We start from the raw sequence: 26,864 nt of genomic DNA on the forward strand, positions 1-26,864 counted from the left end.
CCTGACAAATCCGCGAATTACGCGCGGATGCTTGCGCGGAACTTTCACTTGCGCAGGCGAACGAGTGTGCCGCCGAACGATGCGGGTCGTCGATTCGAGGAGGCACTCTAAAAGAGCTTGAAGGACGAGAAGAACTGTTCCGCCTGCTCGGCGGGCGGGGCGTGATCCGAGACGATGGCGACTTGATAAACATGCGCGCCCCGCGCGACGAAGCGCGCCTGAATGGTGCGCGCCTCGGGCTTTTCGCCGCTTTGGGCGCGGCCTTGTCCGCGCATCTGCATTTCGCTGCCAGTGACGTGGCCGCCCGCTGCGAGGTCGATCTCGGTCGTGCGCGCGTCGGGATGCGCGTTCACGTTGCGAGCGAGGCCCTGCTCCAGATAGTCGAGCGCGGCGCGCTGAAGCGCAGGATCGGCGCTCGGAAGCACGACCGTGCCGACCGCGAAAACGGCGTCGCCGGCTTCGGCGGTTTGCATGCGCATCGTTATCGGCTGGCCGGCAATATCGATCTTGCGTTCCGCCGCGCGCGGCTTCGCGGGCAGCGTCACTTCGTAACCGTCGTCGTTATTCGTGACGGTGCGCCAGTCGTAGGCGGGCGTGCAAGCGACGAGCGCGGCGCACCCCAGCGCGATGCACGCGGCGGCGCGCGAAGTCCGTGCGAGGAAACGGCGCAATTTCGCCGGGTTGGGGGAAGAAACGTGCGTCATGTCGATTCGATGCGTGGAAAGCATCATTATCGCGCCGCTATGCAGCGCCTTTCCCCGCCGTCATGATGCCGCCGCGCGTTTGGGGCTAAAATACTCGGCACTTTCCCATTGCATGTGCGTCCACCGCGGCGCTCGAATCTGCAATCCGAGGTTCCCATGTCCCAAACCACGCAAGATAATCCCGCGCGCGCCAAGAGCCCGCTGCGCTACATCGTGATGGCGCTCGTCGCGGGCGTGATCGCCTGCACCGGCTACTTTGCCTTCGGCGGGCAGCAGCGCGTGCCGGACGCCACTTTCACGCTGCTATCGGGACAGAAGATTTCCACATCGGCGGATCTCAAGGGCAAGGTCTATCTCGTCAATTTCTGGGCGACGAGTTGCGAGACCTGCATGAAGGAAATGCCCGAGATGATTCACACGTACAACAAGTTCAAGGGCCGCGGTCTCGAATTCGTCGCGGTGGCGATGAACTACGACGCGCCGATGTACGTCAGCAACTACGCGCAGACGCGCAATCTGCCGTTCAAGGTCGCGATGGACGACGGCAGCGCGGCCAAGCAATTCGGCAACGTGCAACTCACGCCGACGACCTTCGTCATCGATAAAAACGGCAAGATTCTCAAGCGCTATGTCGGCGAACCGACGTTCGCGGAACTGGACGCGCTGCTCGACAAGGCGCTCGGCTCGGCCTGACGCAAAACACCCGCGCGCCCGCACGCCCGCTTCACGCGGGCGTTCGTTTTTTCACCGCTCGGAATCGCCTTTCACCGCGATTCCATATCGCTTGATCTTCTCGTAGAGCGTCGCCTTGCCGACTTGCAGGCGATCCGCCGCGACCGCCACCGCGCCGCCGCACTGCTCCAACGTTTCGCCGATGACCGCGCGCTCGAACTGCTCGGTGCGCTCCTTGAGCGATTGCGTCGTCATGTCCGGCGAAACGCCGATATCGTCCATCACGCCCAGCACCATGCGGTCCGCCGCGTTGCGCAACTCGCGCACGTTGCCGGGCCACTCGCGCTGCATCAGTTCGGCGCGCTGCCGGTCGGTGAGGAGCGGCGCGGGCCGCCCGTAGCGCACGGCGGCATCGAGCAGAAAATGCTCGAAAAGCGGCACGATGTCCTCGCGACGCTCGTTGAGCGGCGGCAGCGTGATCGTGACGACGTTCAGCCGGTACAAGAGGTCGCGCCGGAACGTGCCGTCCGCGACGTGCTCGTTCATGTCGCCCTTCGCGGCCGCGACCACGCGCAGATTCGCCCGCACCGGCTGGTTCGAACCGAGCCGTTCCAGCACGCCGTCCTGCAACACGCGCAGCAGTTTCACCTGCAGCGAAAGCGGCATGCTTTCGATTTCGTCGAGAAAAAGCGTGCCGCCCGACGCGTGCTCCAGCTTGCCGATGCGCCGCTTCTGCGCGCCGGTGAATGCGCCCGCCTCGAAGCCGAACATCTCCGATTCGAACATCGGCTCGGGCAGCGCGCCGCAATTCACCGCGATGAACGGCTTGTCGCGGCGCGGCGACAAGTCGTGCAGGCTGCGCGCGATCAGTTCCTTGCCCGCGCCGGTGTCGCCGTTGATGAGCACGGACGCATCCGTCGGCGCGACGTTCGCGATCAGCCGGCGAACCTGCTCGATTGCCGGACTGCGCCCGATGATGCGCGGCGCGACGCTGCTTTGCCCGGCGAGTTCGCGCCGCAGCGCCTGATTCTCGAGCACGAGCGTGCGGCGCTCCAGCGCGCGGCGCACGGCTTCCACGAGACGCTCGGACGCGAACGGCTTCTCGATGAAATCGTAGGCGCCGTCGCGCATGGCCTGCACAGCCATCGAAATGTCGCCGTGGCCGGTGACGAGAATCACCGGCACGTCGGGCGCGCGCTCGCGGCATTGCGCGAGCAGGTCGAGACCGCTCGCGCCCGGCAGACGAATGTCGCTCACGATCACGCCGGGGAACTTCGCGTCGATTGCGCGCGCGGCGGATTCCACGCTGCCGTGGCCTGTCACGTCGAAGCCCGCCAGTTGCAGGCTCTGCACGCTCGCGCGCCGCACGAGTTCGTCGTCTTCGATGAAAATCACCTGCAAACCGGTGCTCATGGTCTTGCCTCGAATCGTTTCTGCAACGTGAATCACGCGCGGCGCAGCGTCAGCACGAATTCCGCGCCGTGCGAGCGGTCCGCGTCGGCCTGCGTGCCGCCTTCCGGGCCATCGGCGACGATCGGCGCGACGCGGTTTCTCGCGACGAGCGTGCCGCCGTAATCGCGCGCAATCGCCGATGAAATCGCGAGCCCGAGCCCGAGTCCGTGGCCGGTCTCCTTCGTCGTGAAGAACGGCTCGAAGAGACGCGGGAGCGCGTCGGCGGGAATGCCCGGCCCGTTGTCGCGCACGACGATCTCGACGGCGTCGGCTCGCAGATCCAGCTCGATCGCGATGCGCGGGGCGTCGCAGGACGCGACGGCATCGAGCGCATTGCCGATCAAGTTGATGAACGCCTGCTCCAGCCGCAAGTCCTCGCAGCGCACGATGATCGGCGCGCCGTCGCGTTCGAGTTCCGGCGCGATGTCGAGCGCGACGTTCTTCAGACGCGGCTGCAGCATCGCGACGACGTTTCTCAGCGCGCGCGCCACGTCCGTGCGCGCGTTCTTGGGCCGCGCCTTTGCGACGAAGAGCTTCAACTGATTGGTGATTTTGCCCATGCGCTCGGTGAGCGCCGCAATCGCTTCGAGGTTTTCGCGCGCCGCCGCCTGATCGCCGCGCTCGATCAGCACGCGCGTGTTGTCGGAGAAACTGCGCAGCGCCGCGAGCGGCTGATTCAATTCGTGCGTGATGCCCGCCGCCATCTGCCCGAGCGCGGCGAGCTTGCTGGCCTGCACGAGTTCGTCGTGCGCGGCGCGCAAGTCCTGCTCGGCGCGCGTGCGCTCGTTCACTTCCTTCGTCAATTGCGCGTTCGCCTGTGAAAGATCCGCCGTGCGCTCCGCGACGCGCTGATTCAGTTCCGCATACGCCGTCTGCAACAGCTCGCGGCTGCGGATCATTTCGCGCACGCGCGCGCGCCGCATGCGCCAGTAGAACGCCAGCAGGCACAGCGAGAGAAAGCCGAGTCCCGTCACGACGACAGCCGTCTGCGCGCCGCTTACGACGGGATCGAGCGGCGCCATCGTGATCAATTGCCAATCGGGTTCGCCGATGGAACGCCGCGTCGCGAGAAAGCTCGGCGCGTTGCGGCCGCCGCCGACGCGCACGATCTGCGCGCCGCCTTCGAGCGTTTCGACGATCGACATCGGCAGCGGCGTGATCGGCTGCTGCGCGTACTGGCGCGTCTGATAGACGGAGGCCTCCACGCTCTGCGGCAGCGGCCGCACGGTGTGATATTTCCACGACGGCACCGACGACAGAAAAATCACGCCGTGGTCGTCGGTGACGAGAAGCGGCTCGGAAGCGTCCGCGCCTTGCAGCCATTCCAGATTCAGCTTGACGACCGCCACGCCGATCAACTCGCGCGTGCCTTCCTGATAAACCGGCTGCGAGATGTAGTAGCCCGGTTCGAGCGAGATGGTGCCAAGTCCGAAGAAACGTCCGACGCCGCCTTTCACGGCATCCACGAAATACGGCCGGAAGCGATATTCCACGCCGATGAAGCTGTCCGGCCCGCGCCAGTTGCTCGCGGCGACGCAAAGGCCGTTCGCGCGGATCAGATACGTCGCGGTGGCGTGCGCGCGGCGGTTCAGGTCTTCGAGATAGCGATTCGCCCGGTCCACGTTGCGCGCATCGGGCGTCACGAGAACGTCCTGCACGAACGGATGGCGCGAAAGCAGATACGGGAGATATTCGTAGCGGTCGAGCGTGCTTTTAAGCGTGCTCGTCGTGCGATCGACGCGCGCCGCCGCGTTGCGCCGCAATTCGTCGATGCCGCGCTGCCACGCGATATGCCACGTCAGCGCGCAGCATCCCGCGAAAAGCGCGGCGAGCGCGAAGAACACGAGGATGCGGCGCGTCACTTGGGCAGATTCCCGCGGCTGAGAATCCGTCATTGTGGCATAGGCGTTTTCGGGATACGCCCGTGCAAACGCGCGCGGCGAAGCATCCGCCGATCGGTGCTTCGCCGCGTCGCGCATGGCCAGTTTGCCGGGAGACGGCTTAGACCGTTTCCGCTTCGGTGTCGTCGGCGCCGTGCTGCAGCGCCGCGCGCAGCTTGTTGCGGTCGAGTTCGCGCTCCCACGCCGACACGACGACCGTCGCCACGCCATTGCCGACGATGTTCGTCAGCGCGCGGCATTCGCTCATGAAGCGGTCGATGCCGAGAATCAGCACCATGCCCGAGAGCGGAATCGTCGGCACCACGGCGAGCGTCGCCGCGAGCGTGATGAAGCCTGCACCCGTCACGCCGCTCGCGCCCTTGGACGTGAGCATCGTCACGGCGAGCAGCGTCAACTGCTGACCCCACGTGAGGTCCGTGTTCGTCGCCTGCGCGATGAAAAGCACGGCCATCGTCATGTAGATGTTGGTGCCGTCCAGATTGAACGAATAGCCGGTCGGCACGACGAGACCCACGACCGAGCGCGAGCAGCCGAGCTTCTCGAGCTTGAGCATGAGTTGCGGCAGCGCGGCTTCGGACGAACTCGTGCCGAGCACGATCAGCATCTCTTCCTTGATGTACGCGACGAAGCGCAGGATCGAGAAGCCGACCATGCGCGCGATGATGCCGAGCACGACGACCACGAACACGATGGAAGTCAGATAGAACGTGCCGATCAGCTTGAGCATGGGCACGAGCGAACCGATGCCGTACTTGCCGATGGTGAACGCCATCGCGCCGAACGCGCCGATCGGCGCGAGCTTCGTGATGATGCCGACCGTGCCGAAGAGCACGCTCGACAGGCTTTCGATGAAGCTCGTCACCGGACGGCCGCGCTCGCCCAGATGCGCGAGCACCGCGCCGAAGAGGAGCGCGATCAGCAGAATCTGCAGGATTTCGCCTTGCGAGAACGCGGAAACCAGCGTGTCGGGAATGATGTGCAGGAAGAAGTCGACCGTGCTCTGGCCGTGCGCTTTCGCGGCATACGTGTCGATGGCCTTGTGATCGAGCGTGGCCGGATCGATGTTGAAGCCGACGCCGGGCTTGAGCACATGCGTCGCGATGAGGCCGAGGATCAGCGCGAACGTCGACACAATTTCGAAGTACAGCAGCGCCTTGCCGCCGACGCGCCCGACCTTCTTCATGTCCTCCATCCCTGCGATGCCGGTGACGACAGTGCAAAAGATGATCGGCCCGATCACCATCTTGATGAGTTTGATGAAGCCGTCTCCGAGCGGCTTCATGTCGGTGGCGAACGAGGGATTGAAATGCCCGAGCGCAATCCCGATGGCGATGGCCACGAGCACCTGCACGTACAGGACTTTATAGAAAGGTTTCTTCACGATGGTTCCAGGCAATGTCAGCAGTTGGCAAAAGAAGCGCCAGCGGCGAGCCGCGAAGAGCGGGCAAAGCGTCGTTGCGTGGCAGGGCCGCGCACGTCGGATCGCGTCGCGTAAGCGTGAGCCGCTACGTCGACGGATTCAGGGACGGTTGAAAGCGAAATGGTTCATTGGCGTGTCTCCTTGAACTTTTATGGGCGGCTTCGCGGGCCGCGCTTCATATTGCAAGGGGGATGCCAGTTTGCATCGCGCTCAACGCATTGTTTTGCATAGCGTTTTTCGCATGCGCCTTTTGCACGATTCCGGGATTCCGGAAATCCGGAAATAGCGCGTCCGGGGTTCCGGACCGCTTCGCGATGCGCGCGACGGCAAGCGCGTCCGAAAAAAAACCCACGTCGCCGTGGGTTTCTCGATGCCGGATCAGCGCGCCGCGTCAGACCACGCCCGCTCCGTGCGCCTGCAAGTCCGCGTGATAGCTGGAGCGCACCATCGCGCCGACGGCCGCGTGCGTGAAGCCCATCTTGTAGGCCTCTTCCTCGTACATCTTGAACGTGTCGGGATGCACGTAGGCGCGCACCGGCAGATGATGCTCCGAAGGCTGCAAGTACTGGCCGATCGTCAGCATGTCCACGTCGTGCGCGCGCAGATCGCGCATCACCTGAAGAATCTCTTCTTCGGTTTCGCCCAGGCCGACCATCAGACCGGATTTCGTCGCGACTTCGGGATGCAGCGCCTTGAAGTCCTTCAGCAGCTTCAGCGAATGGTGATAGTCCGAGCCCGGACGCGCTTCCTTGTAGAGACGCGGCACCGTTTCGAGATTGTGGTTCATCACGTCGGGGGGCGCGGCAGTCAGGATATTGATCGCGCGGTCCAGACGCCCGCGAAAATCCGGCGTCAGAATCTCGATGCGCGTTTCCGGCGAATGCTCGCGAACTTGCCGAATGCACTCGACGAAATGCGCCGCGCCGCCGTCGCGCAGGTCGTCGCGATCCACGCTCGTGATCACGACGTACTTGAGCTTCAGCGCGCCGATGGTGCGCGCGAGATTGATCGGCTCTTCCGCGTCGAGCGGATCAGGGCGGCCGTGGCCGACATCGCAGAACGGGCAGCGGCGCGTGCACTTGTCGCCCATGATCATGAACGTGGCCGTGCCCTTGCCGAAGCATTCGCCGATATTCGGGCAGCTCGCTTCCTCGCACACCGTATGCAGGTTGTGCTCGCGCAGAATCGTCTTGATCTCGTTGAAGCGCGAGTTGCCGGTCGCGGTGCGCACGCGAATCCAGTCGGGCTTCTTCAGCTTTTCGATCGGCACGACCTTGATCGGAATGCGCGATGTCTTCGCCTGCGCCTTCTGCTTCGCGGTGGCATCGTAGCCGGCGGGAGCGGCGTCGGCAGCGAGGTTTGCGGTTGCGTCAGTCATTCGGTTGATCCGGTAGATGCTGCTAAACGGCTCTCGCCGTCTTGCGGTTGAGCGGCGCTCGGCGTGCCGTCGATCTGATGCGCCAGCCGTTGCGCGAGCGTCAGTGCGACGTCGCGCCAGGCGGCCACGGCGCCGAGCGTCGCCATGTCGACCGTTTCGAGTCCCGCGTAGCCGCACGGGTTGATCGCGAGGAACGGCCGCAGATCCATCTTCACGTTCAGGCTGACGCCGTGATAGCTGCAGCCGTTGCGGATCTTGAGCCCGAGCGCGGCGATCTTCGCGCCCCGATGCGCGCCATGCAGACGAACGTTCGCGCCTTGCGCGGCCTGTCGCGCCGACGGTTCGGCGACGTAAATGCCCGGCGCGCCGGCCTTGCGGTCGGTCGCGAGATTATACGTTGCAAGCGTTTCGATCACGGCCTCTTCGATGCGCCTCACCAGCTCGCGCACCATGAGCTTGCGGCGGCGCAAGTCGATGAGCAGATACGCGACGATCTGCCCCGGCCCGTGATACGTGATTTGCCCGCCGCGATCCACCTTGACGAGCGGAATGCCGCTGTCGGCGAGCAGCAAGTGCGCGGGATTGCCGGCCAGACCGAGCGTGAAGACTTGCGGATGTTCGACGATCCAGATTTCATCGGGCGTATCGGGCGTGCGCGCGTCAGTGAAGGCGCGCATCGCGTCGAAGCTCTCGTTGTACGGCTCGACGCCGCGCCAGCGCAGCGTCACGTCGCGCACAACGGTGACGGGATCGGCGGAAATCTCGGACGAAAGGGCAAGCGGCGTGGCGGACATGGTGCCGGTAGTTTACCGAAATCGTTCCATGCCCGCCCGCCGTGAAAGGGAAGATGTGCCGGACAGCATGCTCAGACGGTGCGCCAGCCTGCGCGCAAACGCTGCGCAAGACGCTCGATGCTGGTCGAAAGCCAGTGGATCGCGCGTTCGTCGCGGCGCGGCACGATGGTGAAGACGACGCACGCCGGCTTGTCGCCTTCAGCGGAAAGCCAGAGCCGCTCGCGTTCGCGCAGCTTGAGACGGTCGCCGGGCGCGAGCCAGTAATCCTCGATGTCGTCGCTGCGCGTGGCCCAGACAGGCGCGCCGTGCACGGTCAGGCGCGTGCCGCGCGCGATTCGCATCGGCACCGTTTCGCCCGGCCGGATTTCGAACGTGATGCTTGTTGAAATTTCTCGCATGATCCACTCCGCCAACGGAACGTTTCGATGACTACAATCGTAGACGTGGCAAGGCCTGGGACCAAACGATCAATTTTCACCGCTATGTGAGCCGGATTGACAACGCCATCGACCAACATCCCCATGGACCTGCGCCAGCTTCCCGCGCTGAACGCGCTGCGCGCCTTCGAAGCCGCCGCGCGCCACGAGAGCTTTTCGCGCGCCGCCGACGAACTGTTCGTCACGCACGGCGCCGTCAGTCATCAGATTCGCGCGCTGGAGGCGGAACTGGGCGTCGCGCTATTCGCCCGCGACGGCAAGCGCGTGCGTCTCACCGATCGCGGCCGGCAATACGCGGCGGACGTGCGCGCGGCGCTCGTCGCGCTCGCGGAATCGACGCGGCGCATCCGTTCCGGCGACCGCGACAGGCGGCTCGTCGTTTCGATGCTGTCGTCGTTCTCGGCGCGCTGGCTCACGTCGCGCGTGGGCGGGTTCATCGAGAAGCATCCGGAATTCGACCTCGAATTGCTGTCGACGAACGCGCTCACCGATTTCAGCCGCGACGACGTGGATGTCGCGATCCGTTTCGGCTACGGAAAGTACCCCGGTTTGCACGCGGAGCCGTTGCTCGACGAAGTGTTCTTTCCGGCGTGTTCGCCGCGCTTCAACGGCGGCGCGCTGCCGCGCGTGCCGGCCGACCTCGCCACGCTGCCGCTCTTGCGTTCGGGCGACGAACTGTGGCGACCGTGGTTCGATGCGGCAGGCCTGCCGGAGATGCCCGAACCCAAGCGCGGCGTGCTGTTCGAGGATTCGTCGAATCTGCTGCAGGCGGCCATCGACGGCCAGGGGATTGCGCTCGTGCGGCGCTCGCTCGCGATGCAGGAAATCATCGACGGGCGGCTCGTGAGGCTTTTCAACGTGGATGGTCCGAGTCCGTGGACCTATTTTTTCGTGTGTCCGCCGGAGTTGCTGGCGACGACGCGCGTTCAGGCGTTTCGTGCGTGGATTTTCGCGGAAGCGGAGCAGTTCAGGCTGCTCTACGAGCGCACGCCCGCCGCGTGCGATGCGCCCGCGGGCAAGCTCAGAGCACTACCTTGACCATCGGATGCCCGGTGAGCGCGCGATAGATGTCGTCCAGATGCGCGCGGTTCTGCGCGCGCACCGTGCAGGTAAGCCCGGTGTAGTTGCCACCGGACGATGGCCGCGCCTCGACGCGCGTGACGTCGAATTCGCCGTCGAACGCGCGGATCACGGTGACGATCGTGTCCTGAAACTCCGGGTGCGACTTGCCCATCACCTTGATCGGGAAATCGCAGGGGAAGTTGAAGAGGTCGTCGGTGCTCGCGGCATTGCCGCTTGGATTTTGCGATTGAGACATGGCTTTCTCCTTAACCGGCGCGCATCGCGCTTGCCGCGAACTCGCGCGCCTTCGCCCGCTGGTAGGCGTCATAAAGCGCAGCATAGACCGGGCCGGGGGCGCCGCCGCCCACCGGTTTGCCGTCGAGCGTGGTGATCGGCATGACTTCCTTCGTCGCCGAAGAGATCATGACTTCGTCGGCGGCGCGCAGTTCGGCCTCGGTGATGTCGCGTTCCTCGAACGGAATGCCGGCTTCGGCCGCGAGTTCCTCGATAAGCCCATAACGGATGCCTTCGAGAATGCGTGGCCCGCGCGGCGCGCCCAGCAGCGCGCCGTCCTTGACTACCCACACATTTGAGGACGAACCCTCGGTAAGCAAGCCATCGCGCAACTGGATGGTTTCGAGCGCGTCGTTCTCCGCCGCGTGCTGCGCCATCAGCACGTTGCCGAGCAGCGAGACGGATTTGATGTCGCAATGCAGCCAGCGCCTGTCCTCGGCAGTGACGGCCGCCGCGCCCTGCGCGCGGCTCGCGGCGCCCGGAAAGACGAGCGGGCTCAGCATCACGAAGACGGTCGGTGTGATGCCCGCCGGAAACGCGTGGCCGCGCTTCTTCGCGACGCCGCGCGTGACCTGGATATACACGAGCGCGTCGCCGGCGCCGGCGTTCGCATCGATTGCGCGGGCGATGAGCGCGCGCCAGCCGGCATCGTCGAACGGATTCTCGATGCGGATCTTGCCGAGGCTGCGCGCGAGCCGCGCGAGATGCTGCGTCAGGCGAAACGGCAGGCGCGTGCCGTCGTTCTGCGCGTAAAGCGGCACGACTTCATAGACGCCGTCGCCGAAGATAAAGCCGCGGTCGAGCACGGGAATGCGCGCTTCGGAAAGCGGCCCCCATTCGCCGTTCAGATAGACCGTCGGGTTGAAATCGTCGGCTTGCGTCTGGGTCATCGGAACCGCTCCGTCAGAACGAGAACAACGCGATTACTTCTTCTTTTGCCACATGAGCAGCGCGGAATCCCACAGGCGGCCGAAGATGCCGGCCTGCGGCACGTCCTGCAGCGCGACGAGCGGGAACTGCGCGACTTCCTTGCCGTCCGCCATCATGCGCACGTTGCCGATCTGCTGGCCCTTCTTGATCGGCGCGATCAGAAGGTCGTTGCGCGTGATGGCGGGCTTCACCTTGTCGCCGAGGCCCTTCGGCACGGTGATGTACTGATCCGTCTCGACGCCCGCCTGCACGGTGTCGGACGTGCCCTTGTACACGCGCGGCGTCTCGACCACCTGGTTCGCCTTGTAGAGACGCAGCGCGTCATACGCGGTGTAGCCGTAGTTCAGCATCTTGAGGCTGTCCTGCACGCGCGCCGATTCCTTCGGCTCGCCCATCATCACGGCGACGAGACGGCGGCTCGCGTCCGGCGTGCCGACGAGCGAGCGCTTCGCCGTCGCGATCAGGCAGTAGCCGGCGGCTTTCGTGTGGCCGGTCTTCAGGCCATCGACGGTCGGGTCGAGCCACAGCAGGCGGTTGCGGTTCGGCTGCCTGATCTTGTTGTACGTGAACTCCTTCTCCGAAAAGATGCTGTAGTACTCGGGGAAGTCGCGGATGAGGCGCGTCGAGAGCACGGCGAGATCGCCCGCCGTCGTGTAGTGCTGCGGGTCGGGCATGCCGTTCACGTCGGCATAGTGCGTGTGCTTCATGCCGATGCGCTGCGCCGCGCCGTTCATCAGATTGACGAAGTTGGCTTCGCTGCCGCCGACGAGTTCGGCGAGTGCAATGGCGGCGTCGTTGCCCGACTGGATGATCATGCCGTACACGAGGTCATGCACGGTGACCGGCTTGTTCGCCTCGATGAACATGCGCGACTCGTCCGTGCGCACGCGGCGCACGGCCTCGCTCGGCATCACGGTCTGGTCCATGTTGATCTTCCTGGACTTGAGCGCGTCGAATACGAGATACGCGGTCATCAGCTTGGTGAGCGACGCAGGTTCGACGCGCTCGTCCGGATTGCCCGATGCGAGCACCTGATTGCTCGTGGCATCGACGAGCACCCACGAGCGCGCCGTCACCGCGGGCGGCGCGACTTGCGCGAACGCGCTCGCGGCGGCGAGCACGGCGGGCAGCACGATGGCGGCCTTGAACGCGCGATGACGGGGAGCGGAAACGGATACGGAAACGGACGAAGCAGAAAAGCCGGAAGGGAAAAAGCGCATAGGTCGGTCGGCAGAAAGAGCATCGGCGCTACGCCCGGGATGATCCGCAAGGCGGCGAAGCGCGGGTTGAACAGGCAGACCGTTCGTGCCGGTCGCGCTCTTCGTCCGAAGGCCGGAAGCCCGCACGCTTAAAACGCGGCGGCGAAGAAGCGCTCATTCGACAGACGGCCGCGCTATCGGTTCTCAAACGTTTGATTTGGAACGTCGCGTTGCCGGCATGAGAGCCGGCATCTGCGTCGGGCGTTTGCCGCGATAGGGTCGAGACGACAAGCGTCGACCCCAAAAGCCGCGGCAAAAAATTCTGCGCCATTATACGCGCGGGGCACCGCGCGCTTGAGCGCAATCCGGCTGCATTCAGCGCATATTCACGCTTTTCCGGCGACGCCGCGAGCGAAATCCCGGCGCACGATCCGGCCCGCGAAACGATGCGGCGCGAAGCCTTCGAAACGCTTTCAGCGCACAGGCGTCAGCGCCAGGCATCGACGATCACGCGCTTCAGAATATGCAGCTTGCGATGGAAGAAGTGCTCGCCGCCCGGAATCACGACGACCGGCAATTCCTGCGGCCGCGCCCAGTCGTACACGGACGCGATGGGCACCGTGTCGTCCACTTCGCCGTGGATCACGAGCGTGTTCTCGGGCACCGTCGCGACTTCCCAGCGGCTCGCCGCCGTGCCGACGAACACCATGCGCTCGATCGCCTGCCCGCTTTCGACGAGACGCTTCGCGACATGCGACAGCACGAAAGTGCCGAACGAAAAGCCCGCGAGCACGATCGGCATGTCGGCCTGGCCGGGCTGCGCGCGCATGTGCGCGATGACCGCGAGCAGGTCCTCGCGCTCGCCGATGCCGTCGTCGTGCTCGCCCGCCGTCTGCCCGACGCCGCGAAAGTTCGAGCGATACGTCGTGTAGCCGAGCTGCACGAAAGTGCGCGCGAGCGTCTGCGCAACCTTGTTGTCCATCGTGCCGCCGAAAAGCGGATGCGGATGCGCGACGAGCGCGATGCCGCGCGGCGCGGCCTCTGTCCGATCGAGCGCGACTTCGATCTTGCCCGCCGGCCCGTCGATCAGGAATTTTTCTGTTTGCGCGTTCATGGAGAGAGCGTCAGGCGGGTTGATCGATCAGAAGACGCTCGACGATCTTCCCGTTCGCGAGATGCGAATCGACGATTTCGTCGATGTCGGTTTCATCGACATACGTGTACCAGACGCCCTCCGGATACACGACGACGACCGGCCCCTGTTCGCAGCGGTCGAGGCACCCCGCCTTGTTGATGCGCACCTTGCCCTCGCCCGCGAGACCGAGCTTCTTCACGCGCTTTTTCGCGTGCTCCTGCATGGCTTGCGCGTTGCAGTTCGCGCAGCTCGGGCGCGACGCCCCCGGCTCGCGCTGATTGAGGCAGAAAAAGACGTGGTACTTGTAGAAGGAGTCCATGAGCGTCGGCGGATGAGAGGTGTCGGTCGATTATAGCGAGCGATGTTTGTCGCTGCCGTTCGCGGGGCGCGTGCGCCGCCGCGCGAGCCACGCCCGCTCCGCCGCCGACGCGAGCCATCCGAGCGCCGCATACGGCCACACCCACGCGAGCCAGTGCAGCAGCCCGTTGAAGTGCAGATAGCGTCCCTGCCGCCAGTCCGCGAGCACGATGTCGAAGTACGGATTCACCGGCAGCAGATTGACGAGCGCCAGTCCGACGACGAGCGCGGCGCCCGCGAGCGCCGCGCGCAGCGCGCGCGGCAGCGACACCGCGAGCACGCCCGCCACCGCGCCGATGGCGATGCCTTCGAGCGCGCCGTCGGTGGCCCAGTCGAACGTCAGCCCCGCGCGCGATTGCAGGAACGACGCGCCCGCTTTCGCGAAGAGCGTCGCCGCGATCAGCGTGAACATCAGCCGGATGCGAGGCGCGCGCTCGCGCGTGAGCAGCGTCACGAGCACGAGCGCCGCGAACAGGTTCGACGACGTGATGAGCGCTTCCCACGAATCGTCGGGCAAGAGCGCGCCGAGGCGGTCCGGCCACGTTTCGACGTCCCACGCGGCGGGCGCCCAAACCAGCAGCGCGTCCTGCATCGCCGGATCGAGCGTGTCCCACAGCACGCGCGGCAAGTCGCCGCCGCCGAAGAGATACGGCGCGGGAAACATCGACGCGAACGGCCACAGCGCCGACAGCCCGATCACATACGCCGCGTGCCGCTCGAACCATGCGAAGCGAATCCGCCGCAGAAAGCCGCGGTCGAGCAGCGGGCTCGTCGCCGGGGCGGCCAGCACGCCGCCGATGAGCGCGCCGAGCGCATTCGCGGCGAGGTCGAGATTGGAGGCGACGCGCGTCGGCAGATACGTCTGAATGGATTCCATCGCGCCGGACAGGAGCGCGCCGCCGAGGAACGCGGCGCAGACCGCGACCGAGCCGCGCCGGCGCGGATAGAGCGCGAGCACGATCAGCGCGCCGAGCGGCATGTAGCCGAGCACGTTCGTGACGACATCGAATGCCGTGACGTACTGCGGGATCGGATCGGCGATGAACGCGAACGGCCCGATGCCGAGCGAACGCCAGCCGGTGAACGGATACAGCGAGCCGTACACGACGAGCGCCGCATACGCGAGAAGCGCCTGACGCGAGAACGCCGATGGACGGCGCTGCCATTGCTTGATCGTCATGAGCCGCCCGGCCGCCTGCGTGCGAGCGGCACTACGCTGACACGCGACGTCATCGTGAAGCGGCGAGCCATGCGCTCAACTGGCCGATCAGATCGTCCGATGCCGCCGCGAGCGCCCGCGCGCCGCCCGACGCATCCGCGCTCGGAGCGGGCGCGCTCGCGGCGAACGCGCGCTGCGCGAGCACGCGGCCCTGCTGCGTGAGCGTCGCGCGCACGGAGACGACGCCGTGGCTTTGTCCCGGCGCATCGAAGACCTGCTCGAAGCCGGTCAGCTCGACTTCCAGCAGCGCGGCGCGCACCGGGTCCGCGCCGGTGAGAACGGGGCCGCGCGCGGACAGCGCATCGCGCAGGCGCTGCGTGAGAAGCTGCGCGGGCGGCATCGTCCAGTGGCTCGTGGCATAGGCGCCCGTGCGCTGCGCATCGACATAGCTCAGCCGATAGACGAACGCATCGGTTTCGAGATTGCGCGGCGCGCTCACGGCCAGCACCTTGATCGGCGCGGGCGCGGGCGCCACCGACGCTGCGCTCGCTGCGGGCGGCGGGCCGAGGTCGTAGCGCGCGTTCGGCGTCGCGCCCGGGTCCGACGCGCATCCCGCGAGCATCGCGATGCAGGCGAGCGCGAGCGCCATCGGTCGGTTGAAGTCTGCAAGTGGCATGGCGTTCCTTCGTTATCCTTTCTGAGCCCTGACGCTTCAAATGGACCGTTTTCAATGAACCGGCTTCGCGGGCCAGGCGAAGCCCGGCTCGCCCGGCCCCGGCGGCATCGACGGCGCGCCGAACAGCACGCTGCGCGGGCTCGTGCTGAACGTATCGGCGGCGCGGTCGACGGAGCGCGCGGCGCTCGCCACGTCCTCGGTGAACGAATAGAGGCGCGGCAAGGCTTCGAAGCCCACGCGCGCCGTCATTTCGCGCAGCGACTCGTTCATGTCCGAGAGCGCCGCCGCCGCCTGATCCGCCGCGTTGCCCGCCTTGTTCAGATTCGTCACGAACGGCCCGTTCTCCCGGTTGAGCATCTGAATGAGCGTATTCGTCGATGCCAGCGTGCGGTCGAGCTGACTCAACGTCTGCGGCAGATGCGCGGTGGCGGGCGCGACCTGGCTCGCGAGCGACGCGATGCCGTCGGCGGCGCCCTTGAGACTCTTCGTCGTGTCGAGAAGCTGATCGCGCACGTCGTCGGAGAGGAACTTGTCCGCGTCTTCCGACAGGCGCTCGAACTTGTGCAAGATCACGTCGCCGCGCTCCTGTAGTTGCTCGAAAAGACCGGGACGCATCGGCACTTCCGCGACGTGCTGCGGCGACGACGCGAGCGCCGTCGTATCGCGCCCGGTGTCGTCCAGTTGCACGAACGCGATGCCCGTCACGCCCTGAAAGCCGAGCGTCGCGAACGTGGAATGCGTCATCGGCGCGTTCTTGTCGACGAGAATGCGGATGCGAATCTGCCCCGGATGCGCGCGATCGAAGCGGATCGACTCTACCTTGCCGACACCGAGACCGCGATAACGCACGGCGGCATCGGTGAAGAGGCCGGTCACGTTCGTGCGCGCGATCAGGTCATATGGCACGCGCACCGTGCGATCGACGTTGAAGAAGAACGCCGCGAACGCGATGGCGAGCAACAGAACGATCGTGAACAGGCCGGTCCAGAACGCGTGTGATTTGTTTTCCATCGGCAGGTTCCTTGTCCCTTTGCGCGGCGTCGCTCGCCGTGGCTACTTCACGGTGATGGTGGCGCCGTCGAGCGCGGCGGCGGGCAGCTTCGCGCGGCGCTCGGGCGGCAGCGCCTGCAGCGCGCGCCGGCCGCGTCGCCCGAGAAAATATTCGCGGATGAACGGATGATCCACCGCGACCGCCTCCTCCACCGGCGCCGCGACGAGCACGCGCCGGTCCGCGAGCACCGCGACGCGCGTGGAGAGCGCGACCATCGTATCGAGATCGTGCGTGACCATCACGACGGTCAGGCCGAGCGCGCGATGCAGCGTCGCAATCAGATCGACGAATTCGTCCGATGCCTTCGGATCGAGTCCGGCTGTCGGCTCGTCGAGAAAAAGCAGTTCGGGTTCGAGCGCGATCGCCCGCGCGATGCCGACGCGCTTGACCATGCCGCCGGAAAGCGCCGCCGGCATCTTGCTCGCGTGCTTGCACGACAGCCCGACCATTTCCAGCTTGAGCATCACGAATTCGCGGATCAGATCCTCGGGAATCTTGCCGAGTTCGCGAAACGGCTGCGCGATGTTGTCGTACACCGTCAGCGACGAGAAGAGCGCGCCATGCTGGAACATCATGCCGGAGCGCGTGCGCAGCATCTTGGCCGTCTCGCCGTCCATGCGCGCCCATTCCTCGCCGAGCACGCGAATGGTTCCCGATGTCGGCGATTCGAGGCCGAGAATCTGCCGCACGAGCGTGGTCTTGCCCGATCCCGAGCCGCCCAGCAGCGCGACGATCTCGCCGCGCCGCACGTCGAGATTCAGATGCTCGTGGATCAGCGCGTTGCCGTAGCGCTTGGTGACATCGCGCACTTCGATGACCGGCTCCGCGATGACGGGCGGCGGCTGATGGCGCACGGCGGTGGCGAGCGTCGTCGACATGGCGGTCAAAGCCCTACGTTCTGGAAAAGAATCGCGAAGACGGCGTCCGCGAGAATGACGACGGTGATGGACGTGACGACGGACGTCGTCGTGCCTTCGCCCAGACTCTGCGAATTCGCCTTGATGCGAAAGCCGAAGTGACACGCGGCGAGCGCGATCAGCATGCCGAACACGACGCCCTTGCCGAGCCCGATCCACAGATTCGCGATCGGCACCACGGACGGCAGCGAGCGGATGAAAAACGACACGTCGATGGAGAGCACGAGCTTCGCCGCGAGCGCACCGCCCGCGAGCGCGATGATGTTCGTCCACATGACGAGCAGCGGCATCGCCACGCCGAGCGCGAGCACGCGCGGCAGCACGAGACGCAGGCCGTGCGGGATGCCCATGACCTGCATGGCGTCGAGTTCCTCGGTGACGCGCATCACGCCGATCTGCGCGGTGATCGCCGAGCCGGAGCGCCCCGCGACGAGGATCGCGGACAGCACCGGCCCGAGTTCGCGGATCACCGACAAACCGAGAATATTCACGATGTACTGGTTCGCGCCGAACATGCGCAACTGCTGCGCGGACAGATAGCTCAGCACGATGCCGATCAGGAACGCGACGAGCGCCGTGATCGCGAGCGCCTGTGCGCCGGCGTTGTAGATGTTGGCGGAGATTTCCGTCCACGGGATGCGCTGAGGACGCCGGATCAGCCCGAGGAAATCGAGCACGAAGCCGCCGAACATCGCGAGGCCGCCGTGCAGATGATCGAAGAACGCGAAGATCAGTTGTCCGAGACGCGTGACCGGATCGACGCGATCGACGGGCTCGGGTTCTTCTCGCTCGGCGTCGAGCAGCGCGACGCGCTCGAAGATCTCGCGCTGTGTGTCGGAGAGCGCGATGGTCTCCGGCATCCGGCGCCCCCAGATGCGCCAGAGCGCCTGCCCGCCGACGTGATCGAGCCGCTCGACGGAGAGCAGGTCCCACTGGCTGATCGCCTCGCGTCCGATGGCGCGCAAGCGCCGCGTGACGCCGCTTTTCGCGCGGTCACGCGCGAGCGCGAGCGCGGTCCACTGGCCGGAAAGCCGGACCACCTTGCCTTGCTGACCGGCTTCCACTCGCAGGCGGGGCGGCGTGTCGAAGTTCAAGGGTCGAGAGCGTGCTGGGACGCGCGATGGGAGGGAGAGGACATTCTAGCGGAGGTGGATGAGGCAAGCCGGATGCGGGGCTTAGCAGGTTGCTGAAATACAGGTGCTTACGACGCAGCTTTGGTCTGTCGCCGCGGCCTTTGCCGCGATTTTTCGCAGTGTGCAATTTCAACGCGAATTCACCGTCTTTTTCGACGGTTTGAGGCCGATTGTTGGCCTCGTGACTACTCATTGCGCCACTATGGGCGGACTTGTCCCAGTGACCGCATGCGCACGAGGTTATAGGCGGCCATGTTCAACACGAACATCTGGTCAACCTTCTCCAAACTACGCACCATCACTTGGCGCATGCGCCCCACGGTCTTGGCCCACCCGAAGCCTTGTTCGATCAACTTGCGCTTTCGCTGCGAAATGGAATAGCCCAGGCTTGATGCAATCGCGTCGGCCACCGCTGAACGCCGCCCAGAAGTGTTTTGCGCAACGTGCGGGGTGACCTTCATTTGCTGGCAGGCTTCAATGAATTCCTGTGCGTCGTAACCCTTGTCTGCACCCAGCGTGATTTCTGCGTTCGCATCTTCTGCCGCTTGCCGCGCATCGTTGATCATGATCTTGGCCGCTTCACGCTCGGCATGCCCATCAGCGTGTGTCACGCGAGCGTTGACCACCAGGCCGTGCCGATTATCGGTCAGCGTATGGCCCATGTACCGCAATTGGCTGGCCGTTTTGCCTTTGCGATAGAGCCGCGCATCAGGATCAGTCTTGGACTGATGCGTCTCGTTGCTGCGCTTGCTGCCTTTGAAGTCGCCCGCGCTGCCGTCATCGTTGTCCTGATCGTCACGGTCCTTGCGCACGAAGCTCTTGTGGCCCGCCCACGCCTGAATCAAGGTGCCGTCCACGCTGAAGTGCTCACCTGAGAGCAGGTCCTTCTTCTCGGCAATGGCCACCACTTCGTTGAAGAATTTGATGACCGCGTCGTGCTTGATCAACCGCTCGCGGTTCTTCGTGAACACGGTGGGCACCCACACCACATCATCCATTGCCAAGCCGACGAACCAGCGAAACAGGAGGTTGTATTGCACCTGCTCCATCAATTGTCGCTCCGAGCGGACACTGTAGAGGATCTGAATCAGCATTGCCCGCAGCAGCTTCTCCGGCGCGATGCTCGGCCGTCCACCTTTTATGTCGACCTCGTACATCTCGGAGAACAGCCGATCCATCTTGGCGAGCGCTTCGTTCGCCATGACGCGAATCGAGCGCAGCGGATGCGACGCCGGAACGAAGTCGTCGAGCTTGCGAAAGGAAAACAAACTCTCAGTGAACGTGTCGGCGCCGCGCATGATCTCCGGGGGGGCAAGTTAGGTCCTTCTATCAACGCTTCAGGCACATCCCGCGATGACCTCTGCGATCAGTATTTCAGCGGCCTGTTAGGCCGATCGGATGACTGTTCGTGAGGACGCGGGTGCGTGAAAGTGGAATGAATCGCTCCTGAATAAATTAGCAAATATGCTAACATCCGATACTGGCCCGTGGACCATCGCTTATTACAGCGCGCGCGTCAAAGATGAAGTCTGGCAACTGCCTCCGGGCATCCTCGCCAGTTACTTTCGCCTCACTCGCCCGCTAAGGGAGCACGGTCCCGGCCTGCCTCTTCCTCATGCGCGGCCGATGGGCGACAAACTTTTTGAACTGCGTCCGGCAGGTCACGACGGCATTGGACGCGTGTTCTATTGCACGCTCGAGGGAAGGCGCATCGTCATATTGCATTCCTTCGCCAAGAAGACGCAGCGCACGCCGCTGAAGGAACTGCATCTTGCCCGCAAACGGTTGAAGGAGGTTCGACGAAATGGCTAAGACCCGCTGGCAGCAGCAAATGGAAGCGCGCTACGATCCCGTGCCGCATTCGGACGAGGAAGTCGCGCAGATGTTCGCCGCCGATCCCGCGTTGAAGGCCGCCTACGACGCGCTCGAAGACGAATACGCCGCACTCGATGCTCTGCTTCGCGCGCGCAAGGAAGCCGGCCTGACGCAGGCGCAAGTCGCTGAACGCATGGGCACGACCGCGTCAGCCGTGGCGCGGCTCGAAGGATCGCTCGTCAGCGAAAAGCATTCGCCGACGCTGGCCACGCTCCGCAAATACGCCACCGCTTGCGGCAAGACCTTGAGAATCTCGTTCGTCTGATGCGCGCGGTCGCAGGAGCGCAATCGCTCGCCAGGACGCCCCCGCTACAATATCCGCCATGACCCCGTCCCCCTCCTTCGCCCCCGACGCCCCCTGGCGCATCGACCGCATTCGCCTCGCGGCGCTCGCGGAGCGCCCTGCGCGCGAGTGGAACATCGATATCGTCGACGAAACCGGTTCGACCAACGCCGACCTCATCGAGCGGCTTCGCGCACTGCCGCGCGGCGCGGCGCAGGACGCGCTGCCCGCGCCTGTCGTGCGCATCGCGTATTCGCAGACGGCGGGTCGCGGACGGCGCGGCCGCGCGTGGCTCGCCGAGCCGGGCAACGCGCTGCTGATGTCGGTCGGATACGCACTGCGACGCCCCATCGAAGGGCTCGCCGGCCTGAGTCTCGCCGTCGGCACGGCGGTGCTCGATGCGCTCGCGCGCCTGCCGCTGTCGCCATCCGCGCGGCCCGCGCTCAAATGGCCGAACGACGTGCTGCTCGACGATGGCAAGCTCGCCGGCATCCTCATTGAAACGGCGTGGACCGCGCCCGGCGTGACGGCGGTCGTGATCGGCATCGGCATCAATCTGCACGGCGCGGAGCAGCTCGCCGCGCAGGTGGACGATGCGAACCGCCAGTCGTCGCCGAACGGAACCGGCGTTACCGGCACCGCGCCCGCCGCACTCGCGCGCGCGTGGCCGGACGCGAATCTCACCGACACGCTCGCCGCGCTCCTCAACGCACTCGACGCCGCGCTGCCGCGCTTCGAAGCCGACGGTTTTCGGGCGTTCCGCCAGCGCTGGCTCGACGCGCACGCCTACGCCGGACGCGAAGTCGCGCTGCTCGATCAGGGACAGGAAGTGACGCGCGGCATCGCGGCGGGCGTCGACGACAACGGCCAGTTGCTGATCGACGCGCCCGAAGGTCCGCGCGCCGTCGCGACCGGCGAACTGACGCTGCGCCTCGCGAAGGAGCGTCCATGAGCCACGCGCCGATGCTGCTGATCGACGCGGGCAACAGCCGCATCAAATGGTCGCTCGTCGATGCGAACGGCGCGGCGATCGCGGGCGGCGCACTGGAACACGGGAACGACGCGGCATCGCGGGAAGACCCGGCGCTCGACGCATGGTCTCGCGTGCCGGCGCCAGGCAGCGTCTGGATTTCGAATGTGGCGGGCGCGGCAGTCGAGGCGCGCATCGCGGGTGTGCTGGACGCTGCGTGGCCGGCATCGCCGCGCACCGTCGTCCGCGCGAAGCCCGCGCAGTGCGGCGTCGTCAACGGCTATGCGGAGCCGGAGAAACTCGGGAGCGACCGCTGGGCCGGATTGATCGGCGCGCGCGCGGCGTTTCCGGGGCAGAACGTGCTGATTGCCACTTTTGGCACCGCGACGACGCTCGAAGCGTTGCGCGCCGATGGCGTCTTCACGGGCGGGCTGATCGCGCCCGGCTGGTCGCTGATGATGCAATCGCTCGGTAGCCATACCGCGCAATTGCCGACGCTCGACGCACGCGCCGCGCGCCGCGCGCTCGATCGCGCCGGCGACGAACCGCGCGGCCTCTTCGCCACCGATACCGCCGCCGCGTTGTCGGCCGGCTGCCTGCTTGCGCAAGCGAGCCTCGTCGAACGCGCCTGGCGCGACTTGCGCGCGGACTGGCAAGCGGACGTGCGCCTCGTGCTCGGCGGCGGCGCGGCGCATGAGATCGCGGGCGCGCTCGGCGTCGCGCATACGCGGCACGATTCCCTCGTGCTGGCCGGCCTCGCGCTCATCGCGCAGGACGCGGCCGCACACTCACCATCCTCGATTGCTTGACTGACGGAGCTTCACGAATGCTGCGCTGGCTGATCGCCTTTCTCGTCCTCGCGAACGTGCTGGTCTTCGCGGCCATGCACGGCGTGTTCGGAACGCCGCTGCCGGCAGCCGGCGCGCGCGAGCCGCATCATCTGTTGCAGCAGGTGCGGCCTGAAACACTCACGACGCGCCCGCTTCGTCCCGAGGAGGCCGCCGATCAACCGCAAGTCGGCGGTCCCGCGCCCGCCGCGAACGTGCAGACGAAGCCGCTCGGCCAGTGAAGCCTGCGGTTACGGCTGGGCGCGGACCTTTTTGAGCAGCGCGGTGGTCGAGCGGTCATGCTCGAACGCGATCGCGAGCGCCTTGCCGCCCCAGCCGCGCACCAGCGCCGATTCGGCCAGCTTGTCCATGTCGTAGTCGCCGCCCTTCACGAGCACGTCCGGATGCACGGCTTCGATCAGTTGCAGCGGCGTCGATTCCTCGAACTTCACCACCCAGTCCACGCTTTCCAGCGCCGCGAGCAGCGCCATGCGATCGTCTTCGCGATTGATCGGCCGGTCGTCGCCCTTGCCGAGCGTTCGCACGGAAGCGTCGCTGTTCACGCCGACGACGAGCGTCGCGCCGAGCGCTTTCGCGTCCGCGAGATACGTGACGTGTCCGCGATGCAGGATGTCGAAAACGCCGTTCGTGAAGACGACGGGCCCGGCGAGCGTCGGACGGAGCGCGGCGAGCGCGTCGCGCGTGATGATCTTGCGTTCGAAGATGGCGGGCATGGCGAGGCTCGGCGGGAAGTTCTGAAAGCGCGCATTGTGCCACGGCGCACTATGCGCCAAGCGGAGCGCAATGCGCGGGCAGGAAGCAAAACGGCCCGCCGGTTTTACGTGGCGGGCCGTCTTTTCAACGATAGCGGGAAAGCTCAGGCGGGCTGCCCGGACGAGCCGCCCGGCGCGGCCTGAAGACGCTGGACCACTTCCTTGCGATAGCGGTTCAACTCCTGCGCGGTCACGAACGAGCGCTCGAAAAGAATCGACAGGTTGTGCAGGATACGCTCGACCACCTTCTTCTCCCAGAGGTCGTCGAAGCGGATCTGGTCGTCCAGCCAGCGCTCGAGCCACTCGGGATCGGGCAGGCGCGACTGCACGGTATCGCGCGGGAAGAGCGCCTGATTGACGTGCAGGTTCGTGGGATGCAGCGGCTTTTCGGTGCGGCGCGCGGAAGCCATCAGCACGCCGATCTTCGCGAACGCGGCGCGCGCGGTGTCGCCCGCATTCGCGAGCGCCTTCTTCATGTAACGCAGATACGCGCCACCGTGACGGGCTTCGTCGCGCGAGATGGTTTCGTAGATGTGCTTGATGACCGGCTCTGTATGCCATTCGGCCGCGCGGCGATACCAGTGGTTCAGGCGGATTTCGCCGCAGAAATGCAGCATCAGCGTTTCGAGCGGCGGCGCGGGATCGAATTCGAAGCGCACGGCGTGCAACTCCTCTTCGGTCGGCACGAGTTCGGGCCTGAAGCGGCGCAGGTATTCCATGAGCACCAGCGAATGCTTCTGCTCCTCGAAGAACCACACGCTCATGAAAGCGGAGAAGTCGCTGTCGTGATGGTTGTCACGCAGGAACATTTCGGTTGCGGGAAGAGCGGACCATTCGGTGATCGCGTTCATCTTGATGGTCCTTGCCTGCTCGTCGGTGAGCAGGGACGCATCGAACTTGTCCCAGGGGATGTCCTTCTCCATATCCCAGCGGACGGATTCCAGCGATTTATAAAGTTCCGGATAAAGCATGGTGTTCATAGTCCACCCCTGATGCCACTTATGCGACGTTATATCTATATGACGTTCGGCCGAGCGTGCGACAGACCGCTGCACACAAGCAACCAAGCTTTCAATTTTACGCGGGATTCGGGCGGCCGCAGGCGAAAACCGACAAGGGTCCGCCACATTTTGGCGCAGCGGCAACGCGCGGCGCGGCGCATTCGACATCGCACCGTTGCGTGCCGATGCCCTTCACTTAGGTCTTGTTCTACCGTGGGTAAAAAGCCAATCGTGTGCCTCAGGTAGGACCAAGGCTGCGTTCGGTACCTTCCCGCCGCCTTGCCGCGCGACTGCTTCAGCCCGGCGCACGCGTATGACAGCGACACGGCGCGCCGGTTTCCCGGCACATGAAAACGCCTATTTCGGCGACCCGGCGACCGATGCAACTTCGTCCGCGAGCCCGCTCCAGTGCGCGCCGACGAGCGTCTTCGATCATAGCACGGCGCCTTCGCGCCACCCCGTCACGAACTCCTCGATGGGCGTCAGCCCGGGAATGTAATCGATGCCCTCGCTGAACTTGCGGCGCAGCGCCGGGCTGCTGCCGCCCGCCCAAATCCGCACGTGCGACGGCAACATCGCGCGCAATTCCGTGAGTCCGTTCGCGATGCCTTGCGCCGGCAGCACCGCCGTGAACGACAGCCCGACGATGTCCACGTCATGCGCCGACGCCGCCGTCACGATGTCGTGCAGCGGCGTCTGCAGTCCCAACTGAATGCAGTCGCATTCCGAGAGCAGGAACATGGCTTCGGCCATCAGGATGCCGAGCCCGTGGCCTTCGCCGGAGAGCGTCGTCAACAGCACGCGGGGACGTCCGCCGCGCGCGCGCAGTGCGTCGGAGAGCGGGCGCATCAGCGTGCGCAGCGTGACCTGGATCGCCTCGCTGAAAAGGTGCTCGTGATAGACCTGGAGCGTGCCCGCCGCCCACGCATTGCCGACGCGCGCGGACAGCGGCGCGGCGACGTCGATGACGAACCGTTCGAGCCCGGCGCGCGTGGCGCGCTTCAGCAGTCCGAAGCGAAAGTCCTCGTAAGCGCCGTTGCGCAGCAGCGCGACGAGCTGATCCAGCTCCGCATCCGGCGCATCCTGCCCGACGCCCGACGATTCCGCGAGGTGCTGCAGCGTTTCGATGGGCTGCGCGAGCACTTTGCTCGGACGGTGCCCCGCGTCGAGCAGACGTTTCACGAGCCGCAGCTTCGTTACCTGCTCTTGCGGATACAGCCGCTCGCCGCCGGGCGAACGCATCGGCTCGGGAAACCCGTAGCGGCGCTCCCAGACACGCAGTGTGTCCTTCGTCAGACCAATTTCCTGCGCGATGGCGCCGATGCCGATGCCGGACACGCCGGAGCCCGAGGCCCGCGCCAGCGGCGGGTCCTGCGCGCCATCGGCTTCGCCATTGCCGGCGTGGGGTTCCGAGTCGAAGTCTTGTTCGGATGTGATTGTCATGGACAAAATCGATTTGAACGCACACCTCAGTGCGTGCAGTTTGCGTGCCCGGTCCGCAAGGTGGACAAAACGCTTTGAAGTCGACGCTTAATCATGGACAAAGCCTGTGTGCACGCGGGCGTAAGCCGCATCGAAAGACACAGCGCCCGTGCGCAAAAAAGCCCGGCGCAACAGCAGCCAGGCGTTTCTTGCATCGGGCGGGCGTTCGGCGCTTGGCGCCGAACCCCGTGGCTACTCCTTCTTTCGCGGCGGCGCCTTGCGCGCTGCCGCTTTCGTCGCTGCCGCGGCGGGCTTGTCTTCGCCAGCGTCCGCGGCCGTCTTGTCGGTTGCAGCCGCGTTTCCAGGAGCATTGGCTGGCGCGCCCGCATCGCCGGGAGATGCGCCTTCGCCGGCCGGTGCGCCCGTCATGCCGGGCTGGAGCATCGCGAGGTGCGCAAGCTGGTTGAACTGCGATTGCAGAACGTTCCACCAGCCGCCCGGATCGAAGCCGGGCGGAAGTCCCGCGCCGGCTTTGTCGCCGGATTGAGCGGCGGCGGCAGCGGCAGCGGCGGCCGGCTGCGCGGCCGCTTGCTGCGGCGCTTCGGGTGCCGCCGCGCCGGGCATCGGCCAGCGGCTTGCGGCTTTTTGCATGTCCGCCGCCGCGTTCTGCGCGCCCTGCGCCGAACTCTGCGCGAACGCGCCGAACGAACGCAGCGTCGCGAGCGTGGCGCGCTGCACTTCGAGCGCCTGAATCGCCGATTGCAGCATGTTGAGATTGAGCTTCAGCCATTGCTCGACGGCGCGCATGTCGGTCACGCGCTTGTCGAGCTCCTCGATGTTCGTGAGCGGCGCGAGCATGTCCGACATCATCGACAGCGATGGATTCGCGCCCTGCCCGCCGCCCGACATCGCCGCCGCGAACGGATTCAGGCGCATCATTTCCCACATCTTGCCCATCATGTCGGCCTGGCCGAAGCCGGCGAAGCCGGGAATGGAAAACGGCGGAGTGCCGCCGCCCGAGGTATCCGTCATTCGTCGTTCC

The 26,864-nt window shown here is 65.6% G+C and carries 29 protein-coding genes; 7 read left to right on the plus strand and 22 right to left on the minus strand.

Translation table 11 applies throughout. The features are described 5' to 3' along the window. Positions 1-107: 107 nt before the first annotated feature. The gene (locus LDZ27_RS13465) at positions 108-704 is read right to left on the minus strand and encodes a hypothetical protein (protein ID WP_244814559.1); all 597 of its coding nucleotides are present in this window, start codon (positions 702-704) and stop codon (positions 108-110) included. Positions 705-860: 156 nt separating this feature from the next. Here LDZ27_RS13465 and LDZ27_RS13470 point away from each other — a divergent pair, with 156 nt between their 5' ends. Further along, positions 861-1,397, plus strand: coding sequence for a TlpA disulfide reductase family protein (locus LDZ27_RS13470; protein WP_244814560.1), 537 nt, complete (start codon positions 861-863; stop codon positions 1,395-1,397). A 51-nt stretch (positions 1,398-1,448) separates the two neighbouring features. Here the strand turns inward: LDZ27_RS13470 and LDZ27_RS13475 are convergent, their stop codons facing one another. From LDZ27_RS13475 to LDZ27_RS13500, 6 genes are all read right to left on the minus strand, one after another. Then, positions 1,449-2,789, minus strand: a complete 1,341-nt coding sequence (locus LDZ27_RS13475; protein WP_244814561.1) for a sigma-54 dependent transcriptional regulator — start codon at positions 2,787-2,789, stop codon at positions 1,449-1,451. 32 nt (positions 2,790-2,821) lie between these two features. Beyond that, positions 2,822-4,807: an ATP-binding protein gene (locus LDZ27_RS13480; protein WP_370653320.1), complete on the minus strand. Its 1,986-nt coding sequence runs from the start codon at positions 4,805-4,807 to the stop codon at positions 2,822-2,824. 22 nt (positions 4,808-4,829) lie between these two features. Then, the gene (locus LDZ27_RS13485; RefSeq protein WP_244814563.1) at positions 4,830-6,110 is read right to left on the minus strand and encodes a dicarboxylate/amino acid:cation symporter; all 1,281 of its coding nucleotides are present in this window, start codon (positions 6,108-6,110) and stop codon (positions 4,830-4,832) included. Positions 6,111-6,540: 430 nt separating this feature from the next. Next, on the minus strand, positions 6,541-7,527 hold the full coding sequence (gene lipA, locus LDZ27_RS13490; protein ID WP_244814564.1) for a lipoyl synthase: 987 nt from the start codon (positions 7,525-7,527) through the stop codon (positions 6,541-6,543). Further along, positions 7,524-8,321: a lipoyl(octanoyl) transferase LipB gene (gene lipB, locus LDZ27_RS13495; protein ID WP_244814565.1), complete on the minus strand. Its 798-nt coding sequence runs from the start codon at positions 8,319-8,321 to the stop codon at positions 7,524-7,526. Before lipB ends, lipA begins: the two co-directional genes overlap by 4 nt. Before the next feature lie 71 nt (positions 8,322-8,392). Then, positions 8,393-8,719, minus strand: a complete 327-nt coding sequence (locus tag LDZ27_RS13500) for a DUF2917 domain-containing protein (RefSeq protein ID WP_244814566.1) — start codon at positions 8,717-8,719, stop codon at positions 8,393-8,395. Positions 8,720-8,842: 123 nt separating this feature from the next. Here LDZ27_RS13500 and LDZ27_RS13505 point away from each other — a divergent pair, with 123 nt between their 5' ends. Continuing rightward, positions 8,843-9,796, plus strand: coding sequence for a transcriptional regulator GcvA (locus tag LDZ27_RS13505; RefSeq protein WP_244814567.1), 954 nt, complete (start codon positions 8,843-8,845; stop codon positions 9,794-9,796). On the opposite strand, the gene LDZ27_RS13510 is transcribed toward LDZ27_RS13505, so the two are convergent. From LDZ27_RS13510 to LDZ27_RS13560, 11 genes are all read right to left on the minus strand, one after another. Continuing rightward, positions 9,780-10,076, minus strand: coding sequence for a DUF493 family protein (locus LDZ27_RS13510; RefSeq protein ID WP_244814568.1), 297 nt, complete (start codon positions 10,074-10,076; stop codon positions 9,780-9,782). The genes LDZ27_RS13505 and LDZ27_RS13510 overlap by 17 nt on opposite strands. A 10-nt stretch (positions 10,077-10,086) precedes the next feature. Continuing rightward, a complete protein-coding gene (locus LDZ27_RS13515; protein WP_244814569.1) occupies positions 10,087-11,004 on the minus strand; it encodes a D-amino acid aminotransferase in 918 nt (305 codons plus the stop codon). A 33-nt stretch (positions 11,005-11,037) separates the two neighbouring features. Beyond that, on the minus strand, positions 11,038-12,264 hold the full coding sequence (locus LDZ27_RS13520) for a D-alanyl-D-alanine carboxypeptidase family protein (protein ID WP_244814570.1): 1,227 nt from the start codon (positions 12,262-12,264) through the stop codon (positions 11,038-11,040). 466 nt (positions 12,265-12,730) lie between these two features. Continuing rightward, positions 12,731-13,357 carry an alpha/beta hydrolase gene (locus LDZ27_RS13525; RefSeq protein ID WP_244814571.1) on the minus strand — a complete coding sequence of 209 codons (627 nt, stop codon included), beginning with the start codon at positions 13,355-13,357 and terminating at the stop codon, positions 12,731-12,733. Positions 13,358-13,367: 10 nt separating this feature from the next. Next, positions 13,368-13,697, minus strand: a complete 330-nt coding sequence (locus LDZ27_RS13530) for a ferredoxin (RefSeq protein ID WP_244814572.1) — start codon at positions 13,695-13,697, stop codon at positions 13,368-13,370. A gap of 30 nt (positions 13,698-13,727) precedes the next feature. Next, positions 13,728-14,915, minus strand: coding sequence for a VanZ family protein (locus tag LDZ27_RS13535; RefSeq protein ID WP_244814573.1), 1,188 nt, complete (start codon positions 14,913-14,915; stop codon positions 13,728-13,730). Positions 14,916-14,964: 49 nt separating this feature from the next. Continuing rightward, positions 14,965-15,570: an ABC-type transport auxiliary lipoprotein family protein gene (locus LDZ27_RS13540; RefSeq protein WP_244814574.1), complete on the minus strand. Its 606-nt coding sequence runs from the start codon at positions 15,568-15,570 to the stop codon at positions 14,965-14,967. 51 nt (positions 15,571-15,621) lie between these two features. Further along, positions 15,622-16,581, minus strand: a complete 960-nt coding sequence (locus LDZ27_RS13545; RefSeq protein WP_244814575.1) for an MlaD family protein — start codon at positions 16,579-16,581, stop codon at positions 15,622-15,624. Between the two features lie 42 nt (positions 16,582-16,623). Then, positions 16,624-17,499: an ABC transporter ATP-binding protein gene (locus LDZ27_RS13550; RefSeq protein ID WP_244814576.1), complete on the minus strand. Its 876-nt coding sequence runs from the start codon at positions 17,497-17,499 to the stop codon at positions 16,624-16,626. Positions 17,500-17,504: 5 nt separating this feature from the next. Then, positions 17,505-18,632: an ABC transporter permease gene (locus tag LDZ27_RS13555; RefSeq protein WP_244814577.1), complete on the minus strand. Its 1,128-nt coding sequence runs from the start codon at positions 18,630-18,632 to the stop codon at positions 17,505-17,507. 239 nt (positions 18,633-18,871) lie between these two features. Beyond that, positions 18,872-19,969 carry an IS5 family transposase gene (locus LDZ27_RS13560; RefSeq protein WP_244814578.1) on the minus strand — a complete coding sequence of 366 codons (1,098 nt, stop codon included), beginning with the start codon at positions 19,967-19,969 and terminating at the stop codon, positions 18,872-18,874. Between the two features lie 166 nt (positions 19,970-20,135). Here LDZ27_RS13560 and LDZ27_RS13565 point away from each other — a divergent pair, with 166 nt between their 5' ends. The 5 genes from LDZ27_RS13565 (at position 20,136) to LDZ27_RS13585 (ending at position 22,868) form a co-directional block, all read left to right on the plus strand. After that, positions 20,136-20,483 (plus strand): type II toxin-antitoxin system RelE/ParE family toxin, encoded by a 348-nt coding sequence (locus tag LDZ27_RS13565; RefSeq protein ID WP_244814579.1) that lies wholly within the window; start codon positions 20,136-20,138, stop codon positions 20,481-20,483. A gap of 70 nt (positions 20,484-20,553) precedes the next feature. Further along, positions 20,554-20,811, plus strand: coding sequence for a helix-turn-helix domain-containing protein (locus tag LDZ27_RS13570; protein ID WP_370653401.1), 258 nt, complete (start codon positions 20,554-20,556; stop codon positions 20,809-20,811). A 58-nt stretch (positions 20,812-20,869) separates the two neighbouring features. Next, positions 20,870-21,781, plus strand: a complete 912-nt coding sequence (locus LDZ27_RS13575; protein WP_244814581.1) for a biotin--[acetyl-CoA-carboxylase] ligase — start codon at positions 20,870-20,872, stop codon at positions 21,779-21,781. Next, positions 21,778-22,608: a type III pantothenate kinase gene (locus LDZ27_RS13580; protein ID WP_244814582.1), complete on the plus strand. Its 831-nt coding sequence runs from the start codon at positions 21,778-21,780 to the stop codon at positions 22,606-22,608. Before LDZ27_RS13575 ends, LDZ27_RS13580 begins: the two co-directional genes overlap by 4 nt. A 17-nt stretch (positions 22,609-22,625) precedes the next feature. Then, on the plus strand, positions 22,626-22,868 hold the full coding sequence (locus tag LDZ27_RS13585; RefSeq protein ID WP_244814583.1) for a hypothetical protein: 243 nt from the start codon (positions 22,626-22,628) through the stop codon (positions 22,866-22,868). Positions 22,869-22,877: 9 nt separating this feature from the next. Here LDZ27_RS13585 and rfaE2 read toward each other — a convergent pair whose 3' ends face one another. From rfaE2 to LDZ27_RS13605, 4 genes are all read right to left on the minus strand, one after another. Further along, positions 22,878-23,360: a D-glycero-beta-D-manno-heptose 1-phosphate adenylyltransferase gene (gene rfaE2 / locus LDZ27_RS13590; RefSeq protein WP_244814584.1), complete on the minus strand. Its 483-nt coding sequence runs from the start codon at positions 23,358-23,360 to the stop codon at positions 22,878-22,880. 143 nt (positions 23,361-23,503) lie between these two features. Further along, positions 23,504-24,379 (minus strand): ferritin-like domain-containing protein, encoded by an 876-nt coding sequence (locus tag LDZ27_RS13595; RefSeq protein ID WP_244814585.1) that lies wholly within the window; start codon positions 24,377-24,379, stop codon positions 23,504-23,506. A gap of 453 nt (positions 24,380-24,832) precedes the next feature. Continuing rightward, positions 24,833-25,843, minus strand: coding sequence for a MerR family transcriptional regulator (locus LDZ27_RS13600; protein ID WP_244814586.1), 1,011 nt, complete (start codon positions 25,841-25,843; stop codon positions 24,833-24,835). A 231-nt stretch (positions 25,844-26,074) separates the two neighbouring features. Continuing rightward, complete coding sequence (locus LDZ27_RS13605; protein WP_244814587.1) at positions 26,075-26,854, minus strand: PhaM family polyhydroxyalkanoate granule multifunctional regulatory protein; 780 nt, start codon at positions 26,852-26,854, stop codon at positions 26,075-26,077. Positions 26,855-26,864: the final 10 nt, after the last annotated feature.

It is taken from the genome of Caballeronia sp. Lep1P3, from assembly GCF_022879595.1.
Classification (GTDB): domain Bacteria; phylum Pseudomonadota; class Gammaproteobacteria; order Burkholderiales; family Burkholderiaceae; genus Caballeronia.

What these genes read in the sequence shown, in the direction of transcription:
- LDZ27_RS13465 (WP_244814559.1), bottom strand. Translation starts at nt 704, where the DNA reads ATGACGCACGTTTCTTCCCCCAACCCGGCGAAATTGCGCCGTTTCCTC.
- LDZ27_RS13470 (WP_244814560.1), top strand. Translation starts at nt 861, where the DNA reads ATGTCCCAAACCACGCAAGATAATCCCGCGCGCGCCAAGAGCCCGCTG.
- LDZ27_RS13475 (WP_244814561.1), bottom strand. Translation starts at nt 2,789, where the DNA reads ATGAGCACCGGTTTGCAGGTGATTTTCATCGAAGACGACGAACTCGTG.
- LDZ27_RS13480 (WP_370653320.1), bottom strand. Translation starts at nt 4,807, where the DNA reads ATGCGCGACGCGGCGAAGCACCGATCGGCGGATGCTTCGCCGCGCGCG.
- lipA (WP_244814564.1), bottom strand. Translation starts at nt 7,527, where the DNA reads ATGACTGACGCAACCGCAAACCTCGCTGCCGACGCCGCTCCCGCCGGC.
- lipB (WP_244814565.1), bottom strand. Translation starts at nt 8,321, where the DNA reads ATGTCCGCCACGCCGCTTGCCCTTTCGTCCGAGATTTCCGCCGATCCC.
- LDZ27_RS13500 (WP_244814566.1), bottom strand. Translation starts at nt 8,719, where the DNA reads ATGCGAGAAATTTCAACAAGCATCACGTTCGAAATCCGGCCGGGCGAA.
- LDZ27_RS13505 (WP_244814567.1), top strand. Translation starts at nt 8,843, where the DNA reads ATGGACCTGCGCCAGCTTCCCGCGCTGAACGCGCTGCGCGCCTTCGAA.
- LDZ27_RS13510 (WP_244814568.1), bottom strand. Translation starts at nt 10,076, where the DNA reads ATGTCTCAATCGCAAAATCCAAGCGGCAATGCCGCGAGCACCGACGAC.
- LDZ27_RS13515 (WP_244814569.1), bottom strand. Translation starts at nt 11,004, where the DNA reads ATGACCCAGACGCAAGCCGACGATTTCAACCCGACGGTCTATCTGAAC.
- LDZ27_RS13520 (WP_244814570.1), bottom strand. Translation starts at nt 12,264, where the DNA reads ATGCGCTTTTTCCCTTCCGGCTTTTCTGCTTCGTCCGTTTCCGTATCC.
- LDZ27_RS13525 (WP_244814571.1), bottom strand. Translation starts at nt 13,357, where the DNA reads ATGAACGCGCAAACAGAAAAATTCCTGATCGACGGGCCGGCGGGCAAG.
- LDZ27_RS13530 (WP_244814572.1), bottom strand. Translation starts at nt 13,697, where the DNA reads ATGGACTCCTTCTACAAGTACCACGTCTTTTTCTGCCTCAATCAGCGC.
- LDZ27_RS13535 (WP_244814573.1), bottom strand. Translation starts at nt 14,915, where the DNA reads ATGACGATCAAGCAATGGCAGCGCCGTCCATCGGCGTTCTCGCGTCAG.
- LDZ27_RS13540 (WP_244814574.1), bottom strand. Translation starts at nt 15,570, where the DNA reads ATGCCACTTGCAGACTTCAACCGACCGATGGCGCTCGCGCTCGCCTGC.
- LDZ27_RS13545 (WP_244814575.1), bottom strand. Translation starts at nt 16,581, where the DNA reads ATGGAAAACAAATCACACGCGTTCTGGACCGGCCTGTTCACGATCGTT.
- LDZ27_RS13550 (WP_244814576.1), bottom strand. Translation starts at nt 17,499, where the DNA reads ATGTCGACGACGCTCGCCACCGCCGTGCGCCATCAGCCGCCGCCCGTC.
- LDZ27_RS13560 (WP_244814578.1), bottom strand. Translation starts at nt 19,969, where the DNA reads ATGCGCGGCGCCGACACGTTCACTGAGAGTTTGTTTTCCTTTCGCAAG.
- LDZ27_RS13565 (WP_244814579.1), top strand. Translation starts at nt 20,136, where the DNA reads ATGCTAACATCCGATACTGGCCCGTGGACCATCGCTTATTACAGCGCG.
- LDZ27_RS13570 (WP_370653401.1), top strand. Translation starts at nt 20,554, where the DNA reads ATGTTCGCCGCCGATCCCGCGTTGAAGGCCGCCTACGACGCGCTCGAA.
- LDZ27_RS13575 (WP_244814581.1), top strand. Translation starts at nt 20,870, where the DNA reads ATGACCCCGTCCCCCTCCTTCGCCCCCGACGCCCCCTGGCGCATCGAC.
- LDZ27_RS13580 (WP_244814582.1), top strand. Translation starts at nt 21,778, where the DNA reads ATGAGCCACGCGCCGATGCTGCTGATCGACGCGGGCAACAGCCGCATC.
- LDZ27_RS13585 (WP_244814583.1), top strand. Translation starts at nt 22,626, where the DNA reads ATGCTGCGCTGGCTGATCGCCTTTCTCGTCCTCGCGAACGTGCTGGTC.
- rfaE2 (WP_244814584.1), bottom strand. Translation starts at nt 23,360, where the DNA reads ATGCCCGCCATCTTCGAACGCAAGATCATCACGCGCGACGCGCTCGCC.
- LDZ27_RS13595 (WP_244814585.1), bottom strand. Translation starts at nt 24,379, where the DNA reads ATGAACACCATGCTTTATCCGGAACTTTATAAATCGCTGGAATCCGTC.
- LDZ27_RS13600 (WP_244814586.1), bottom strand. Translation starts at nt 25,843, where the DNA reads ATGACAATCACATCCGAACAAGACTTCGACTCGGAACCCCACGCCGGC.
- LDZ27_RS13605 (WP_244814587.1), bottom strand. Translation starts at nt 26,854, where the DNA reads ATGACGGATACCTCGGGCGGCGGCACTCCGCCGTTTTCCATTCCCGGC.